At 67.5% G+C, this 15,886-nt stretch carries 16 protein-coding genes; 4 read left to right on the top strand and 12 right to left on the bottom strand.

What is annotated here, in order from left to right:
* Nucleotides 1-17 precede the first annotated feature (17 nt).
* From ACNI65_RS23580 to ACNI65_RS23570, 3 genes are all read right to left on the bottom strand, one after another.
* Nucleotides 18-1,940 (bottom strand): PrkA family serine protein kinase, encoded by a 1,923-nt coding sequence (locus ACNI65_RS23580; RefSeq protein WP_416759833.1) that lies wholly within the window; start codon nt 1,938-1,940, stop codon nt 18-20.
* Nucleotides 1,941-2,356: 416 nt separating this feature from the next.
* Entirely contained in the window at nt 2,357-3,265 is a 909-nt protein-coding gene (locus ACNI65_RS23575) for a ParB/RepB/Spo0J family partition protein (protein ID WP_416759832.1), read from the bottom strand.
* Between the two features lie 28 nt (nt 3,266-3,293).
* Nucleotides 3,294-3,863: an RBBP9/YdeN family alpha/beta hydrolase gene (locus ACNI65_RS23570; RefSeq protein ID WP_416759831.1), complete on the bottom strand. Its 570-nt coding sequence runs from the start codon at nt 3,861-3,863 to the stop codon at nt 3,294-3,296.
* Nucleotides 3,864-3,942: 79 nt separating this feature from the next.
* Between ACNI65_RS23570 and argC the strand changes: the two genes are divergently transcribed.
* Together argC and ACNI65_RS23560 are read left to right on the top strand one after the other, a co-directional pair.
* Entirely contained in the window at nt 3,943-4,908 is a 966-nt protein-coding gene (gene argC, locus ACNI65_RS23565; RefSeq protein ID WP_416759830.1) for an N-acetyl-gamma-glutamyl-phosphate reductase, read from the top strand.
* A gap of 8 nt (nt 4,909-4,916) precedes the next feature.
* Nucleotides 4,917-5,360, top strand: coding sequence for a GNAT family N-acetyltransferase (locus ACNI65_RS23560; protein ID WP_416759828.1), 444 nt, complete (start codon nt 4,917-4,919; stop codon nt 5,358-5,360).
* A gap of 27 nt (nt 5,361-5,387) precedes the next feature.
* Here the strand turns inward: ACNI65_RS23560 and ACNI65_RS23555 are convergent, their stop codons facing one another.
* The 5 genes from ACNI65_RS23555 to ACNI65_RS23535 form a co-directional block, all read right to left on the bottom strand.
* Complete coding sequence (locus tag ACNI65_RS23555) at nt 5,388-6,197, bottom strand: GNAT family N-acetyltransferase (RefSeq protein WP_416759827.1); 810 nt, start codon at nt 6,195-6,197, stop codon at nt 5,388-5,390.
* A 13-nt stretch (nt 6,198-6,210) separates the two neighbouring features.
* The gene (locus ACNI65_RS23550) at nt 6,211-6,984 is read right to left on the bottom strand and encodes a ParA family protein (protein WP_416759826.1); all 774 of its coding nucleotides are present in this window, start codon (nt 6,982-6,984) and stop codon (nt 6,211-6,213) included.
* 47 nt (nt 6,985-7,031) lie between these two features.
* Nucleotides 7,032-7,685, bottom strand: a complete 654-nt coding sequence (gene rsmG / locus ACNI65_RS23545) for a 16S rRNA (guanine(527)-N(7))-methyltransferase RsmG (RefSeq protein ID WP_416759824.1) — start codon at nt 7,683-7,685, stop codon at nt 7,032-7,034.
* 69 nt (nt 7,686-7,754) lie between these two features.
* A complete protein-coding gene (gene mnmG, locus ACNI65_RS23540; RefSeq protein WP_416759822.1) occupies nt 7,755-9,722 on the bottom strand; it encodes a tRNA uridine-5-carboxymethylaminomethyl(34) synthesis enzyme MnmG in 1,968 nt (655 codons plus the stop codon).
* 94 nt (nt 9,723-9,816) lie between these two features.
* Nucleotides 9,817-9,963: a hypothetical protein gene (locus ACNI65_RS23535; RefSeq protein WP_416763710.1), complete on the bottom strand. Its 147-nt coding sequence runs from the start codon at nt 9,961-9,963 to the stop codon at nt 9,817-9,819.
* On the opposite strand from ACNI65_RS23535, the gene ACNI65_RS23530 reads away from it, so the two are divergent.
* Together ACNI65_RS23530 and ACNI65_RS23525 are read left to right on the top strand one after the other, a co-directional pair.
* On the top strand, nt 9,905-10,177 hold the full coding sequence (locus ACNI65_RS23530; protein ID WP_416759821.1) for a YkgJ family cysteine cluster protein: 273 nt from the start codon (nt 9,905-9,907) through the stop codon (nt 10,175-10,177). The genes ACNI65_RS23535 and ACNI65_RS23530 overlap by 59 nt on opposite strands.
* A gap of 53 nt (nt 10,178-10,230) precedes the next feature.
* The gene (locus ACNI65_RS23525; protein ID WP_416759819.1) at nt 10,231-11,232 is read left to right on the top strand and encodes a Bug family tripartite tricarboxylate transporter substrate binding protein; all 1,002 of its coding nucleotides are present in this window, start codon (nt 10,231-10,233) and stop codon (nt 11,230-11,232) included.
* A 15-nt stretch (nt 11,233-11,247) separates the two neighbouring features.
* On the opposite strand, the gene ACNI65_RS23520 is transcribed toward ACNI65_RS23525, so the two are convergent.
* The 4 genes from ACNI65_RS23520 to ACNI65_RS23505 all read right to left on the bottom strand — a co-directional run bounded on the left by ACNI65_RS23520 (nt 11,248) and on the right by ACNI65_RS23505 (nt 15,732).
* Nucleotides 11,248-13,431, bottom strand: coding sequence for a peptidase domain-containing ABC transporter (locus tag ACNI65_RS23520; RefSeq protein WP_416759817.1), 2,184 nt, complete (start codon nt 13,429-13,431; stop codon nt 11,248-11,250).
* The gene (locus ACNI65_RS23515; protein WP_416759816.1) at nt 13,424-14,671 is read right to left on the bottom strand and encodes an HlyD family secretion protein; all 1,248 of its coding nucleotides are present in this window, start codon (nt 14,669-14,671) and stop codon (nt 13,424-13,426) included. The genes ACNI65_RS23520 and ACNI65_RS23515 overlap by 8 nt, the downstream gene beginning before the upstream one ends.
* Nucleotides 14,672-14,723: 52 nt before the next feature.
* On the bottom strand, nt 14,724-14,912 hold the full coding sequence (locus ACNI65_RS23510) for a hypothetical protein (RefSeq protein WP_416759815.1): 189 nt from the start codon (nt 14,910-14,912) through the stop codon (nt 14,724-14,726).
* Between the two features lie 127 nt (nt 14,913-15,039).
* A complete protein-coding gene (locus tag ACNI65_RS23505) occupies nt 15,040-15,732 on the bottom strand; it encodes a helix-turn-helix transcriptional regulator (protein WP_416759813.1) in 693 nt (230 codons plus the stop codon).
* Nucleotides 15,733-15,886 lie beyond the last annotated feature (154 nt).

Genomic DNA, 15,886 nt, shown 5'->3' with positions numbered 1-15,886 from the left:
CGCTGGCGTTGGCTGGATCAGCTCGACTTCCGCACGCGCAGGTACCACTCGCAGAGCAGCCGGACCTGCTTGGGCGTGTAGCCCTTGTCGACCATCCGCTGCACGAAGTTCTCATGCTTCTTGGCCTCGTCCGCGCTGGCCTTGGCGTTGAAGCTGATCACCGGGAGCAGCTCCTCGGTGTTGGAGAACATCTTCTTCTCGATCACCGTGCGCAGCTTTTCGTAGCTGGTCCACGTCGGGTTCTTGCCCGCGTTGTTGGCCCGCGCCCGCAGCACGAAGTTCACGATCTCGTTGCGGAAGTCCTTCGGATTGCTGATGCCCGCGGGCTTCTCGATCTTCTCCAGCTCCGCGTTCAGCGCCGAGCGATCGAAGACCTCGCCGGTGTCGGTGTCGCGGTACTCCTGGTCCTGGATCCAGTAATCGGCGTAGGTGACGTAGCGGTCGAAGATGTTCTGGCCGTACTCGCTGTAGCTTTCCAGGTAGGCCGTCTGGATCTCCTTGCCGATGAACTCCGCGTACCTCGGCGCAAGCACCTCCTTGATGAAGCCGACGAATTTCTGCTCGGCTTCCTGAGGGAACTGCTCGCGCTCGATCTGCTGCTCCAGCACGTACATCAGGTGGACCGGATTGGCCGCGACCTCGGTCGAGTCGAAGTTGAAGACCTTGGACAGGATCTTGTACGCGAAGCGTGTGGAGATGCCGGACATGCCCTCGTCGACGCCGGCGTAATCGCGGTATTCCTGGAGGGACTTGGCCTTGGGGTCGGTGTCCTTCAGGTTGTCGCCGTCATAGATCTGCATCTTGCTGAAGGCGCTGGAGTTCTCCGGATCCTTCAGCCGCGTGAGCACGGCGAACTGGGCCATCATCTTCAGCGTGCCGGGCGCGCACGCGGCCTCGGCCAGCGAGGAGCCGCGGATGAGCTTCTCGTAGATCTTCACTTCCTCGCTGACGCGCAGGCAGTACGGCACCTTGACGATGTAGATGCGATCGAGGAAGGCCTCGTTGTTCTTGTTGTTGCGGAAGGTCTTCCATTCGCTCTCGTTGCTGTGCGCCAGCACGATGCCGTCGAAGGGAATCGCGCCGAAGCCCTCGGTGCCCTTGAAGTTGCCTTCCTGCGTCGCCGTCAGCAGCGGATGCAGCACCTTGATCGGCGCCTTGAACATCTCGACGAACTCCAGCAGCCCCTGGTTGGCCAGGCACAGGCCGCCGGAATAGCTGTAGGCATCGGGATCGTCCTGCGCGTAGGTCTCGAGCTTGCGGATGTCGACCTTGCCCACCAGCGAGCTGATGTCCTGGTTGTTCTCGTCACCCGGCTCGGTCTTGGCCACGCCGATCTGCTTGAGCACGCTGGGCAGCCGCTTCACGACCTTGAACTTGCGGATGTCGCCGCCGTACTCGTCGAGCCGCTTGACCGCCCACGGGCTCAGGATGCGATTGAGATACCGGCGCGGGATGCCGTATTCGCGCTCCAGCAGCGGGCCGTCCTCGATCGGATCGAAGAGCCCGAGCGGGCTTTCGTTCACCGGGCTGTCCTTGAGCGCGTAGAAGGGCACGTGCTCCATGAGCTGCTTGAGCCGTTCGGCGATGGAGCTCTTGCCGCCGCCGACCGGGCCGAGCAGATACAGGATCTGCTTCTTTTCCTCCAGCCCCTGCGCCGCGTGGCGGAAGTAGCTGACGACCTGCTCGATCGCGTCCTCCATGCCGAAGAACTCGGCGAAGGCCGGATAGATCTTGATCACCTTGTTCTGGAAGATGCGCGACAACCGCGGGTCGTTGCGCGTGTCCAGCATCTGCGGCTCGCCGATGGCCTTGAGCATGCGCTCGGCGGCGGTGGCGTAGGCGAGGGGGTTGCGCTTGCACTCGTCGAGGTACTCCTCCAGGGTGAGTTCCTCGACCTTGCTGCGTTCATAACGAGCCGCGAAATGGCTGATGACATCCATGCTGACCTCCGGAGTAGTTCGTGAGGAGGCGATGCGCGTCCGTGTGCGACCACGGATCCCGCATCGTCCAGGAAGTTCTGGCGACGTCCATGACTCAAGGCGTCATCAGAGCTTTCCGGGCTCAGCAAGTCATCAGCAAACGACCAGCCCATGCTGGCTCAAAGTCCGCCGTCTGGTGTGAGGTCCCGATCGACAACCTCGTGGGCGGTGCGGCTTTGCGGGTCCATGCTACGCCCATCAAGAGCGATGCGCGATAGCAAGACGTGACCCCGTTGTACTCCCTCAGGCAACGTCTGTGAAGCATTGCCGTTGACGGCCCCCGCATGTGGGGCACCTGTGGGAAGTACGCAGAAGACAGCACGCATCCCGCGTGCCATCCTTGCGAATTGATCAGCGGGCGGTGCCGCTGCGACGAATCACTCGTCGGCGCCGGTCGGCCGCAGCTTTTGCAGCAAGCCGTTCAACTCGTCCAGCGAGCCGAAGCTGATCGCCAGCTCGCCCTGCTCGCCGCGTTTGGTCTTCTTCTTCACGCGGATCTCGACCTGCGCGGTCAGCAGATCAGAGAGCTCTTCCTCCAGCCGCAACACGTCGCGACTCTTGTTGGCCTTCACGCGCAACAAGGGGGCCTGACGACCCGCGCCCTGCTGGCGCTGCACGAGCTTCTCGGCGTCGCGCACGCTCAGCTTCTTGGCGGCGATCTCGGTGGCGCTGGTGATCTGATGGGCGCCGTCCAGGGCCAGCAGCGCGCGCGCGTGGCCCATGTCGATGTCGCCGGCCATCAGCATGTTCTGCACCGGCTCGGCCAGGTTGAGCAGCCGCAGCAGGTTGGACGCCGCGCTGCGCGAGCGGCCGACCGCCTGCGCCGCCTGGTCGTGGGTCAGGCCGAACTCGTCGACCAGCCGCTTCAGGCCTTGCGCTTCTTCCAGCGCGTTGAGGTCCTCGCGCTGGATGTTCTCGATCAGCGCCATCGCCGCGGCGGCCTCGTCGGGCACCGGCTTCACGAGCACCGGCACCTCGGCCAGCCCGGCCAGGCGGGCGGCGCGGAAGCGGCGTTCACCCGCGATGATCTCGTAGCGGACCGCGCCGTTGGGCGCGATCGGACGCACCAGGATCGGCTGCATGATCCCCTGCGCCTTGATGCTCTCCGCGAGCTCGTAGAGCGAGCCCTCGTCCATGCGGGTGCGCGGCTGGTACTTGCCGGCCTGCATCTGCGCCAGCGGCAGCACGCCGGGTTCGCCTTCGCGCACCGCCGGTGCGCCGCTCACTTTGGGGCCGAGCAGGGCCTCCAGGCCCATGCCCAGGCCCTTGGGTTTCTTTGTCGCCATGGGGCGCGATTCTCCGTGATTCCGGCGCTCAGTCGGCCAGCCGTTTGAGCAGCGCCCGGCCTTCGGGCCAGGCGCCCAGGCCTGACGCCGTGTTGAGGTGACCCAGCGCGCCCGCGATCATGAACTCCGCGCCCCAGTCCGCGGCCATGCCGGCGGCGCGCTCGGGCCGGCAGAAGGGGTCGTCGCTGGACGCGACCACGATCGCCGGGAAGGGCAGGCGGGGCCGGCGGATCGGCTGCCAGTTGTGCAGCTGCGGAGGCATGTCCTCGCGTTCGGTGTCGGGCGGCGCCACCAGCAGCGCGCCCGCCACGCGGGCCGTGTGCGCCGAATGCTGCGCCCAGCTCGCCACCAGCTGGCAGCCCAGGCTGTGCGCCACGAGCAGCGCCGGCGTGGCATCCAGCCGGGCGTCGTTCTGGAGCACCTCGTCCAGCCGCGCCATCCAGTCGCCGCGGCGCGGCCATTCCCAGTCGTTCTGCTCGACACGCACGTCGCCGTGGCGGCGCTCCCATTCGCTCTGCCAGTGATCGGGGTCGGAGTTCAGCCAGCCCGGCAGCAGGTAGACGGGGCGGTCATTCATCGCAATGGTGGGGCTGGACATCGGTTGGCCTTATGCTTCGCGCTTTCTTGGACGCCATCGGGGACGGGCCCCGGCGGCAGCGGATTTTGCAGGAGCGGCGATGAAGTACGCGGTGTATGTCGACGGGCAGGAAGGCACGACCGGCCTGCGCATCAATGAATATCTGGCGCAGCGCGCCGACATCGAGGTGCTGCGCATCGACGCCGACAAGCGCAAGGATTCCGCCGAGCGCGCCCGCCTGCTCAATGCTGCGGACGTGGCCTTCCTTTGCCTGCCGGATGCGGCCTCGCGCGAGGCGGCGGCCATGATCACGAACCCCAAGACCTGCCTGATCGACGCCAGCACGGCGCATCGCACGGTCCCGGGCTGGGCCTTCGGCCTGCCCGAGCTGAGCAAGGGCCAGCGCGGCCTGATCCGCGAGTCCAAGCGAATCGCCAACCCCGGCTGCCACGCCAGCGCCTTCATCCTGGCGGTGCGTCCGCTGGTGGACGCCGGGCTGCTGTCGCCGGACGCGCTGATCACCGCGACGTCGATCACCGGCTACTCCGGCGGCGGCAAGTCGATGATCGCGGAGTACGAGGCGGGCGGAAATTCGAAGCTCGACGCGCCGCGGCCGTATGCGCTGGGCCTGGCCCACAAGCATCTGCCGGAAATGATGGCCCACACCGGCCTGAAGACCGCGCCGGTGTTCATGCCCATCGTGGCGAAGTTCTACAAGGGCCTGGCCGTCACCGTGCCGCTGCACCTGAGCCAGCTGCGCGCCGGCACGACGCCACAGCAGGTCCGCGACGCGCTGGCCGCGCATTACGAGGGCGAGCGCTTCATCCACGTGAAACCGCTGCGCGACGAGGACACGCTGGCCACCGGCTTCTTCGACGTGCAGGCCTGCAACGACACCAACAATGTCGACCTGTTCGTGTTCGGCAGCGAGCAGCAGATCCTCGTGATGGCTCGCCTGGACAACCTGGGCAAGGGCGCCAGCGGCGCCGCAGTCCAGAGCATGAACGTGCATCTGGGCGTGGACGAGTCGCTGGGCCTGACCGGTCCGGACGTCAACAACATCTGACGCGGCGGATGCCCGTCCAGCAGCAGGGCAGGGACTGGCGCCGGGATGGCGCGGTCTCTCCCGCCGATCTCGAGGCCATCCGCGACGGCGTCACCACCCATGGCCGCCAGCAGGCGCAGGGCAGCGACGCGCGGGACATCGCCGTGGCGCTCTACGACGGCGATACGCTGATCGCCGGCGGCTACGGCCGCACCGAGTTCCAACGGCTCTACGTCAACTACCTGTGGGTGGACGCGGACCATCGCGGTCAGGGGCTGGGTGGGGACTGCCTGCGCCAGCTCGAGGCGATGGCGCTGCAGCGCGGTTGCGTCGATGCGCTGATCGAGACCTTGCTCGACGATGTCGCCGAGATCTACGAGCACCTCGGCTACGCCTGCATCAGCCATGTGCACGACTACGTGCCGGGCTTCACCCGCCACACGCTGCTGAAGGTCTGGCAGGCGCGGGATTGATGGCCTGAGGCCCACCCGGGCGAGCGCTCAACTCCAGGCGCGCGGGTCGTCGCTGCGGTAGTGGTAGCGATAGGCCTGCAGGAAGCCCAGACGGGCGTACAGGCGCTGCGCGGAGGCGTTCTCAGCCCCGACCTGCAGATACGCCGTCGAGGCGCCCTGGCGGGCCGCCTGGGCCAGCAGCGCGGCGCACAAGCGATACCCGTGGCCCTGACCGCGCTGGTCCTCGGGCGTGAAGATGTCGAAGAGTCCGGCCATCGGTGCGGCTGCTTCTCCAGGCGTCGCTGACGGCCGGTCGATCGCCACCTGTCCACAGGCGAGCAGCACCCCGTCGCGCTCCAGTTTGAAAGCCTGATGCGGCACGCTGGCCTCGGCGAGACGCCGGGCGTGGCCGTCGATTTCCTCAGGACTCGAGCCCCGCAGCGCGCCGATCAGCGCGGCGTAGTCGGCGGGCGAGAGCGGCGTCAGTTCATCGCTGGTCGCGGGCCCGGGTCCGTCGGCGAAGGCTTCCAGCGAGGGCAGCACCATCACGTCCGCCGGATCGAAGCTCGTCCAACCCATCGCGGCCAGGCGATCGTCGAGGTCTGCGGGTTGGCTGAACGGGGTGAGGCGCAGGATCAGGGGCAGGCCCGCCTGCTCGAAGCTGATGCGGCAACGGCGCAACAGTTCTTCCAGGGGAAGCGAGCCCCCCGCCAGCGCGTTGACGCAGCGGGAGCGTTTCGCCTTTCCGGGGGAGAGCCGCAGCAGCCAGCCCTCTACGCGCGCTTCACGTGGCGCCGAGGCCGCATTCAAGCCGGCCAGTTCCGCACGGCGAGCGAGGGCCTCGAGCTCCGGCGACATCGCGCGGCGGCGCTCAGCGCATCGCGCCGACGCGCTTCACCATTTCCTTGGCGAAGTCGATGAAGGCATGCGCGCCCTTGGAGCCACCATCGAAGACGACACCCGGCAGGCCGTAGCTGGGGGCTTCGGCCAGACGCACATTGCGCGGGATGACGGTGTCGAACACCTTGTCGCCGAAGTGCGCCTTGAGCTGCTCGCTGACCTGCTGCTGCAGCGTGATGCGCGGATCAAACATCACGCGCAGCAGACCGATGATCTGCAGGTCCGGATTCAGGTTGGCGTGGATCTGCTTGATGGTGTTGACCAGGTCGGTCAGGCCTTCCAGCGCGAAGTATTCGCACTGCATCGGCACAACCACGCCGTGTGCCGAGCACAGGCCATTCAAGGTCAGCATCGACAGCGACGGGGGGCAGTCGATCAGGATGAAGTCGTAATCCTCGGCGGCGGAGGCGAGGGCGGTCTTGAGGCGCTGCTCGCGACGTTCCAGCTCCACGAGTTCCACCTCGGCGCCCGCGAGTTCACGGTTGGCGCCCAGCACGTCGTAACCCGCCTTCTCGCTGCGCTGCTTGGCCTCGGCGATGGTAGCGGACTCCAGCAGCACGTCATAGACGGTCAGCGACAGCGCGCGCTTGTCGATGCCCGAGCCCATCGTGGCGTTGCCTTGCGGATCAAGGTCGACCACCAGGACACGTTGCCCCACCTTCGCCAGACCGGCGGCCAGATTCACCGTGGTGGTCGTCTTGCCGACGCCACCCTTTTGGTTTGCAACGCAGAAGATCTTGGCCATGAATGCTGGGACGACGTGGAAGACGAGCTCGGGGAGAGGGGCGGAGCTTAACCGACGGGACGGATCCAGAGCAGGCAGCGTTGCGCGTCGAGCCCAGGAACTTGCAGCTGTTCCACGTGAAACACCGACAGATCCGGTGCTCGTTTCGCCAGCTCGGTGAGTTCTTCCGCGGGATGCTGGCCCTTCATGGCGGCCCACACGGCGCCCGGCTTCAGGTGCATCCGGGTCCATTCGGTGAAGTCGGCCAGCGACGCGAACGCCCGCGAGGTGATCACATCGAACGGTGCCGTCTTGAGCTGCTCAACCCGCGAGTGCTCCGCATGCAGGTTGGGCACGCCGATCTCGGCGGCGACCTGGGCGATGAAGAAGGCCTTCTTGCCGACGGTGTCCACGCAGGTGACGTCGATGCTCGGATCGCAGATGGCGATGACCACGCCTGGCAGGCCACCACCGCTGCCGACGTCCATCAGCCGCAGCGGCTGACCGGCCGCATGGCGGCGCAGCGGCGGAATGAGGCTGAGGCTGTCGACCAGATGCTGGGTCAGCATCGCTTCCGGATCGCGGACGGCCGTCAGGTTGTAGACCTTGTTCCACTTCGACAGCAGCCCGAGGTAGGCGATCAACTGGTCGAGTTGCTGATCGTTCAGGCCGAGGTCCAGGGTCTGGGCGGCGGAGGCGAGTCGGGCGCGGAGGTCGGTCATCAACAGAGTGGCGAGGAAACGGTGGCGAAGGCGAGTCCGCGCGGACGGTGGTCCGCTGGCTCGGCGCGATCAGGCGGCGGAGGGTTCCGCTGCGGCATCCTGTTCGGTGAAGCCCTTGAAGCGGCCCTTGCGCAGGTGGATCAGCAGCAGCGAGATCGCCGCCGGTGTGATGCCCGAGATCCGGGACGCTTGGCCCAGGGTCTCCGGACGATGCTTGTTCAGCTTCTGGCGGGCCTCGAAGGAGAGGGCGGTGACCAGGCCGTAGTCCAGGTCCTCGGGGAGCTTCAGGTGTTCGTAGTTGGACGCGCGTGCGACGTCCTCCTGCTGCTTGCTGATGTACCCGGCGTACTTCACGCCGACCTCGAGCTGCTCAATGACCGCGTTCGCGAGGTCCGTGCCCAAGGCGTCCGACAAGGTCGAGCGCGACACGCCCGCTTCGGGCCGAGCGATCGCGGCGACTTCCGAGATCGTGTCGAAGGTGACGCCCGGTCGGCGCAGCAGGTCGATCAGGTTGTACTCGCGCTCCAAGGCCTTGCCGACCAGACGTTCCGCATCGGCCGCAGGCAGGATGTTGGGATTCACCCAAGTCGATTTCAGCTTCTGTGTTTCACGTGAAACAGCATCGCGCTTGCGGTTGAAGGCACCCCAGCGCGCGTCGTCCACCAGGCCCAATTGGCGGCCAGCTTCGGTCAGGCGCATGTCGGCGTTGTCTTCACGGAGCTGCAGACGGAACTCGGCGCGACTCGTGAACATGCGATACGGCTCGGTGACGCCCTTGGTGATCAGGTCGTCCACCAGCACGCCTAGGTAGGCCTGGTCGCGGGTCGGCAGCCAGGCATCCTTGCCCTGGACCTGAAGCGCAGCATTCAGCCCCGCGAACAGACCTTGGGCGGCCGCCTCTTCATATCCGGTCGTACCGTTGATCTGTCCGGCGAAGAACAGGCCGCCGATGGCGCGAGTCTCGAAGCTGGACTTCAGTTCACGCGGATCGAAGTAGTCGTACTCGATCGCGTAGCCGGGGCGCAGGATGTGCGCGTTCTCCAGGCCGGGGATGGACTGGACCGCGGCGAGCTGGATGTCGAAGGGCAGGGAGGTCGAGATGCCGTTCGGGTAGTACTCGTGCGTGGTCAGGCCCTCTGGCTCCAGGAAGATCTGGTGCGAGTCCTTGTCGGCGAAGCGATTGACCTTGTCCTCGATGGACGGGCAGTAGCGCGGCCCGACGCCTTCGATCACGCCGGTGAACATCGGGCTGCGGTCGAAACCGGAGCGGATGATCGCGTGCGTGCGCTCGTTGGTGTGGGTCGTCCAGCAGGGCAGTTGCTTCGGGTGCTGAGCGGCATTGCCCATGAAGCTGAACACCGGCACCGGGTCCAGATCGCCGGGTTGTGCCTCGCACTTGGAGAAGTCGATGGTGCGGCCGTCCAGGCGGGGCGGGGTGCCGGTCTTCAGGCGTCCTTGTGGCAGCCGGAGTTCCTTCAAGCGGCCCGACAGCGACACCGCGGGCGGGTCGCCGGCGCGGCCGGCGGCGTAGTTGTCCAGGCCGATGTGGATGCGGCCATCGAGGAAAGTGCCGGCGGTGAGGACCACGGCACGCGCGCGGAAGCGCAGGCCGGACTGGGTGATGGCGCCGACGACGCGATCGCCCTCGACCATCAGGTCATCGACGGCCTGCTGGAAGAGCATCAGGTTGGGCTGGTTCTCGAGCCGATGGCGGATCGCGGCCTTGTAGAGGATGCGGTCGGCCTGGGCGCGGGTGGCGCGCACGGCGGGGCCCTTGGAGCCGTTGAGGATGCGGAACTGGATGCCGCTCTCGTCGGTGGCGGCGGCCATGGCGCCGCCCAGCGCGTCGACTTCCTTGACGAGGTGGCCCTTGCCGATGCCGCCGATGGACGGGTTGCAGCTCATCTGGCCGAGGGTCTCGATGTTGTGGGTCAGCAGCAGCGTGCTGACGCCCATGCGGGCGGCGGCCAGCGCGGCCTCGGTGCCGGCATGGCCGCCACCGACCACGATCACGTCGAACTCTTTCGGATAAAGCATGGCAAGGCGTCCAGCGGATTCGGCGGTCTCGACGATCGAGGCCATCGGCGACGCGCGCGGAGCGCGGTTCAGGCGATGGACAGCCGGCTGGCGTTCAGATGAGGGAAGGGCGCGATTTTACGCGGGCCTGTGGATAAGTCACTGCTTCAGGGGCATGGGAGAGCGGGACAATCACCGGCTCCATGAACTGCCGCCCCCACTGCGCCGCCTGCTGCATCGCCCCGTCGATCAGCAGCCCCATCCCTGGCATGCCTCAGGGCAAACCGGCCGGCGTGCGCTGCATCCAGCTTGACGACGCGCTGCGCTGCAAGATCTTCGGACACCCGGATCGCCCCGAGGTCTGCGGCTCGCTGCCGCCTTCCGAGGACATGTGCGGCGATTCCCGCGAGCAGGCCATGCGCTGGCTGGGCTGGATGGAGGAGGAGACCGCGCCCCGCGGACCGACAGCGCGCTGAAAGCGCGCCGCCGTAGAGTCGGTGTTTCCAGAAGACCACATCGGAGACACCGCATGACCCCCACCGACGAGGACCGCCGCCGCTTCCTCCTCCAATCCGCCGCGCTCGGCGCCGCGGGCGCCACGTTCGGCGCGCCGATGAGCGCCTTCGCGCAGACCGCCTGGCCCTCGCGCAACGTGCGCCTCGTGGTGCCCTTCGCGCCCGGCGGCAGCAGCGAGATCGTCGCCCGCGCCACCGCCGCGGAGCTCACCAAGACGCTCGGCCAGTCGGTTTACGTCGACAACAAGCCCGGTGGCGGCGGCAACATCGCGATGGTCGAGGTCGCGCGCGCGGAGGACCAGCACACGCTGATCCTCGGCCACATCGGCACGCTGGCGGTGAACCCGTACATCTACGACAAGCTGCCCTACGACCCCAACCGCGACTTCAAGCCCATCACCCTGCTGGCCAAGGTGCCCAGCCTCTACGTTGTCCATCCGGACGTGCCGGCGAAGACGCTCAAGGAGTGGGTCGCGCTCGTGCGCAAGAACCCGGGCAAGTTCAGCTACGGATCGGCGGGCAACGGCAGCGCCGGACACCTCGCGATGGAATATCTGAAGATGGTCGCCGACCTCTTCATCCTGCACGTGCCTTACCGCGGCACGGGGCCGCAGCTCACCGATCTGCTGGCGGGCCGGCTCGAAGCCGCGTCGGTCGGCGCGCCCGCGATCATGCAGTTCATCAAGGCGGGCAAGCTGCGCTGCCTGGCCACGGGTTCCAAGGAACGCCTGCCCCAGCTGCCCGATGTGCCCACCGTGGCGGAGCAGGGCTTCCCCGGCTTCGAGATGACGCAGTGGTATGGGCTGTGCGCGCCGGCGAACCTCGCACCCGCCAACGTCGAGAAGCTCGCCGTGGAGTCGGCCAAGGCGATCCGGTCGGTGTCGGCCAAGGAGCGCCTGAGCCACGATGCGGCCGAGGCCGTGGGCAACACGCCCGCGCAGTTCGCCGCGTTCATCGCGCAGGAACAGCAGCGCTGGAAGCAGGTCGTGACCCGCGCCAAGATCAAGCCGGATTGAGCGCGAGGTTCAGGCTCAGCGGTGCTGGACCGATCGCAGGTCCTGCACCACGCGGCCGCCCTGCAGGCTGACGACACGCTGCGCGGCCGCGATGGTTTCCGGCCGATGCGCGATGACGATGCGCGTCAGCGAAAGGTGGCGCAGGCTCGTGTTGACCTGGCGCTCGCGCTCGATGTCCAGCGCGCTGGTGGCCTCGTCCAGGAACAGGAACTGGGGCCGCTTGTACAGCGCGCGCGCGAGCAGGATGCGCTGGCGCTGACCGCCCGAGAGGCTCGAGCCCATGTCGCCGATCAGCGTCTGGAAGCGCATCGGCATCGCCTCGATGTCCTCGAGCACGCACGCGCGGCGCGCGCATTCGCGCACCCACTCGGGGTCGACCTGCAGGTCGAAGAAGCTGATGTTGTCGGCGATGCTGCCGGCGAAGAGCTGATCGTCCTGCATGACCGTGCCGATGCGCTCGCGCCAGGCATGCGTGCCGAGCTGGGGCAGGGCGACGCCGCCGATGCGGATCTCGCCTTGCTGCGGCGCGTGGATGCCCAGCATCAGCTTCATCAGCGTGGTCTTGCCGCAGCCCGACGGCCCCACGATCGCGACCGATTCGCCCGGCTCGATGCGCAGCGTGCAGCCGGCGATGACCTCGGGTTCGCCGTCGGCATAACGGAAGCGCAGCGCGTCGAGTTCCAGCGCCGCCTCGCGGGGCACGGCGCGTCCGGGCGCGTCGAGGTCGGGTTCCGGCGCGGTCAGCACGATGTCGGCCAGGCGCTCGCCTTGCAGGCGCAGCATCTTCAGCGCGACAACCTTGTCGATCAGCCCGGCGATGCGCTGGCTGAACTGGTCCTTGTAGGCGAGGAACGCGAAGAGCATCCCCACCGAGAGTTCCTTGTCCAGCACCAGCATCGCGCCCAGACCCACGATGGCCACGCGTTCCAGCCCGAACAGCAGCTTGTTGCCCTGCGTCATGCCGAGCTCGAGCTTGCGCCCGGTGAGCGACGCGTTCATCTGCTCGACGATCAGGTTGGCGAAACGCGCGCCGCGATCGGCCTGCGCGTTGAAGAGCTTGATCGCCTGCGCGCCGCGCAGCGATTCGAGGAAGTGCGAGTTCTGGCGCGCCTCGTGGGTCAGCGCTTCTTCCTGCGCGGCGCGCAGCGGTTTGAAGCAGGCCCATCTCAGCAGCGCGTAGCCGCCCACCGCGGTCAGCGCGATCAAGGTCAGACGGCCGCTGTACAGCGCCATCATGGCCAGCGTCAGCATCACCATCAGCCCGTCGAGCATCGCCTCGATGAAGCTGCCGGTCAGCGTCTTCTGGATCTCCTGCACGCTGGAGAAGCGCGACCAGATGTCGCCCAGATGGCGTTTCTCGAACCAGGACAGCGGCAGGCGCAGCAGGTGCGAGAACACGTTGGACAGCCACTGCAGGTTGAGCGACGCCGACAGGATCATCACCGCCCACGAGCGCAGCACCCCCACGCCGACCTGCAACAGCACGAGCAGCGCGAAGCCGATGCCGAGCGTGACCAGCAGGTCGCGGTCGGCGCTGACGATGACGCCGTCCACCGTCCATTGCAGCAGGAAGGGCGCCAGCAGGCCGAGCAGTTCCAGTCCGAGCGCCAGCGCCAGCACCTGCGCGATCGAGCGCTTGAGCCCGCTCACATGGCCCAGCAGTTGGCGCCACTTCGGCGCGGGCGCGGCGGCCTTGGGCGCGAAGTCCATGCCGGGGCGCAGCTCGAGCGCGACCCCGGTGAAGTGCTTGGACAGCTCCGCCAACGGCACGCTGCGCTCGCCCAGCGCGGGATCCAGGATCACCGCGCGGTCGCCGTCGACGCGGTCCAGCACGACGAAGTGGTTGAAGTCCCAGTGCAGGATGCTGGGCGTGTGGAGCTTGTGCAGCGTGTGGGGCTCGGCGCGCAGCGCGCGGGCGGTCAGGCCCAGCTGCGCGCCCATGCGCACCATCGTGGCCATCGTCAGGCCCTGCATCGAGATGTTGAATCGATCGCGTAGCTCGCCCAGCGTCCAGCGCTGGCCATGGGCCGCGGCCACCATCGCCAGGCAGGCCAGGCCGCATTCGGCGGCCTCGGTCTGGAGGATGACGGGGCGGCGTCGACGCCAGCCCAGGTTCAGCCGCGAGAGCAGTCCCGAGGACAGACCGGGGACCGGCGGCGGCGAGCCCTGCGGCGCGCCGGAGGAAGAGGCATCAGACACGGCGGGCGAGGCTCAGCAGCGGTTCGAAGATCCATTCGATCAGACGGCGCCGCTCGAGCAGCACGTCGGCCTCCAGCAGCATACCGGGGCTGAGCGTCTGGTCCTGCCCGTAGGCCTCGACGGATTGGCGCTGCAGCTGCACGGTGATGCGGTACATCGGCTCGCCTTGCGCCATCGCGGCGGGCAGGCCCAGCTGCGCGAGCTCCGCGGCCTGCAGCGGCGTGCGCGAGACCTGCAGCACCTCACCATCCTGCTGACCGAATTTCTGGTACGGGAAGGCCTGATAACGCAGCCGCACCGCCTGATGCGGACGCAGGAAGCCGACGGCGCTGGACGGGGCGTAGAGATGCGCTTGAAGCGGCGTGCGGGCCGGCAGCAGCGCGGCGAGCTGGGTGCCCGCCTGCACGACCTGGCCGGGCTCGGCGAGCACGGTGCTCATCTGGCCGTCGCTGGGCGCGCGCAGCACGAGCCGGCGGCGCGCCTCGTTCTCGGCGCCCTGCGCCTGCAGCGCGGCGATGTCGCGCGCGAGTTCCCCCTGCTGCACTTGAGCGCGCAGGGGGATCGCCTGCAGCTCGGCCTGCAGGCCCAACGCCTCCCGCTGCAGGTTGTCGCGCTCGCGCGCGAGGGCCTGCCGTTGGGCCTGCAAACCAAGCAACTCCTCCCGCTTGGTCTGGACCTGGGCACTCGACACGTACTGGTCTTTCGCCAGCGATTCGAGTCGGCCCAGGCTCTGCTGCGCCAGCGCCTCGCGCTGGGCATGCAGCTGCAGCTCGGTCTCCGCCTGCTGCAGTGTCGATGTGAGCGTGGCGATGCGCGCCTTCAGCGACGCCGCCTGGCTCGTCGAGAGCTCCCGCTGCTGCGCCTGCGCGGCGCCCAGCGACTGCTCGCGTTCACGCAAGGTCCGGGACAGGCTGTCGCCGGTGGGGTTCGCGCTGTCCAGCGACAGCACGAACAGCACATCGCCTTCGCGCACCTGCTGCCCATCCTGGACGGGCCGTGCCACGACGGTCGCGCTTTGCGGCACGCTCAGCCGCATCACGCCGCGCTCGGGCACCAGCAGGCCGTTGACGCGGGCCTTGCGGGTGTATTCGGTGCTGAACAGGAATGCGCCAACGGCGACCACGCCGCCCAGCGCCAGGATGCTCAGCCATCGCAAGGTGGCGGGCCGATGCAGCTGCACCGATCCCAACCAGGCCTGCTGCTGCGAGGCCTGGGCTTCGGCGCGAAAGAGCGCCACCACGATTGCTACGCCTTGTTGCGAACCTGACGGCTCGCAGCTTCAGTGGAACGGCTTACCACGTGCCCTTGGGCGTGGGTTCGACGCCGGCCGTGGCGACGACGGTCAGCTCGCTGACCACATCGCCGACCAGCCACGTGCCCTTGGGCGTGCCGCCGCCGACATGGGTCAGGCATTCGAGATCCAGCTCGACCAGACCTTCTTCGACGGATTCGACGGCGACGGTGTTCTGTTGGGCGTTCATGATGAAAGGCTCCAGATTCGGTGACGTGCTGCGGATTCGGTGAGCACGGAACGAATTGAAGCAGCGCCGGCAGCGCCTTGTAACTGTCAGCTCTTACAGTGTTTACAGCTGCGGCGAGCGGGCAGCATCAGCGAATCAGGCCCAGGCGCAAGGCCTTGAGCACGGCCTGATGCTTGTTCGTGCAGCCCAGCTTGTGCATCGCATTGTTGATGTGCAGCACTGCCGTGCGTTCGGTGATGCTGAGGATGGCCCCGACTTCCCAGGCGGTCTTGCCTTCCATCGTCCAGTGCAGGCATTCGAGCTCGCGCGGCGTGAGCCGCGGCGCGTCGACATCGGCCATCGTGGGCGCGGGCAGCAGCAGACGCATCGCGGCATCCACCGCGTGCACCGCGAAGAGCTGCAGGTCCGCGACCATGCGCGTGAGCGCGGTCGGATTGGTCGGCAGGCCCTGCTCGCGATTCACGCCGAGCACGAAATGACGGCCCTCGGGCAGATGCAGCGCCAGCGAGATGCCGACCTTGTAGCCGAAGGGCGCCTGCGCTTCCCAGAGCTCCGGCGCGTCGTTGGTGACGTAGGTGTCCTGGTTCCACACGATGGGGACGCTCTGGCGCTTGCAGTGCTGCATCACCGGATCGCGCTTGCCCAGCCGCGGGTCGTTGAAGATGTCGGAGAAGCCGTCCGGTGCGTTCTCGACCGCGATGAAATCGGAGTTCCCGATCGCATGGTCGACGACCAGGATCGCGGAGAAGCGCTCGAATTCGAGCCCGCGCGCGAAGCGCGTGATCTCGCTCCGGAACTCATCCCGGGAACGCGCTTCCAACACTGATTGATAACCGCCTTGCAGCATCTATCGCTCCGGCCATCGGGGGCCGTCCCTGGTGACTCGTCGCGGGGGCTGCCCCACCGCGCAACATTCACGCCCCTGCTAGGGTTTACAGCTGGCGAGACCCGCCGGTCATGTCCACACTTCAGCT

It is taken from the genome of Roseateles sp. So40a, from assembly GCF_048081605.1.
GTDB lineage: Bacteria > Pseudomonadota > Gammaproteobacteria > Burkholderiales > Burkholderiaceae_C > Roseateles.
The sequence above is the reverse complement of the archived record's forward strand: the minus strand, read 5'-3'. Positions and strand labels throughout refer to the sequence as shown.

Bases quoted from the DNA above. Each gene is read 5' to 3' on its own strand.
- ACNI65_RS23580 (WP_416759833.1), bottom strand. From the start codon at position 1,940: ATGGATGTCATCAGCCATTTCGCGGCTCGTTATGAACGCAGCAAGGTC.
- ACNI65_RS23575 (WP_416759832.1), bottom strand. From the start codon at position 3,265: ATGGCGACAAAGAAACCCAAGGGCCTGGGCATGGGCCTGGAGGCCCTG.
- ACNI65_RS23570 (WP_416759831.1), bottom strand. From the start codon at position 3,863: ATGTCCAGCCCCACCATTGCGATGAATGACCGCCCCGTCTACCTGCTG.
- argC (WP_416759830.1), top strand. From the start codon at position 3,943: ATGAAGTACGCGGTGTATGTCGACGGGCAGGAAGGCACGACCGGCCTG.
- ACNI65_RS23560 (WP_416759828.1), top strand. From the start codon at position 4,917: ATGCCCGTCCAGCAGCAGGGCAGGGACTGGCGCCGGGATGGCGCGGTC.
- ACNI65_RS23555 (WP_416759827.1), bottom strand. From the start codon at position 6,197: ATGTCGCCGGAGCTCGAGGCCCTCGCTCGCCGTGCGGAACTGGCCGGC.
- ACNI65_RS23550 (WP_416759826.1), bottom strand. From the start codon at position 6,984: ATGGCCAAGATCTTCTGCGTTGCAAACCAAAAGGGTGGCGTCGGCAAG.
- rsmG (WP_416759824.1), bottom strand. From the start codon at position 7,685: ATGACCGACCTCCGCGCCCGACTCGCCTCCGCCGCCCAGACCCTGGAC.
- mnmG (WP_416759822.1), bottom strand. From the start codon at position 9,722: ATGCTTTATCCGAAAGAGTTCGACGTGATCGTGGTCGGTGGCGGCCAT.
- ACNI65_RS23530 (WP_416759821.1), top strand. From the start codon at position 9,905: ATGAACTGCCGCCCCCACTGCGCCGCCTGCTGCATCGCCCCGTCGATC.
- ACNI65_RS23535 (WP_416763710.1), bottom strand. From the start codon at position 9,963: ATGGGGCTGCTGATCGACGGGGCGATGCAGCAGGCGGCGCAGTGGGGG.
- ACNI65_RS23525 (WP_416759819.1), top strand. From the start codon at position 10,231: ATGACCCCCACCGACGAGGACCGCCGCCGCTTCCTCCTCCAATCCGCC.
- ACNI65_RS23510 (WP_416759815.1), bottom strand. From the start codon at position 14,912: ATGAACGCCCAACAGAACACCGTCGCCGTCGAATCCGTCGAAGAAGGT.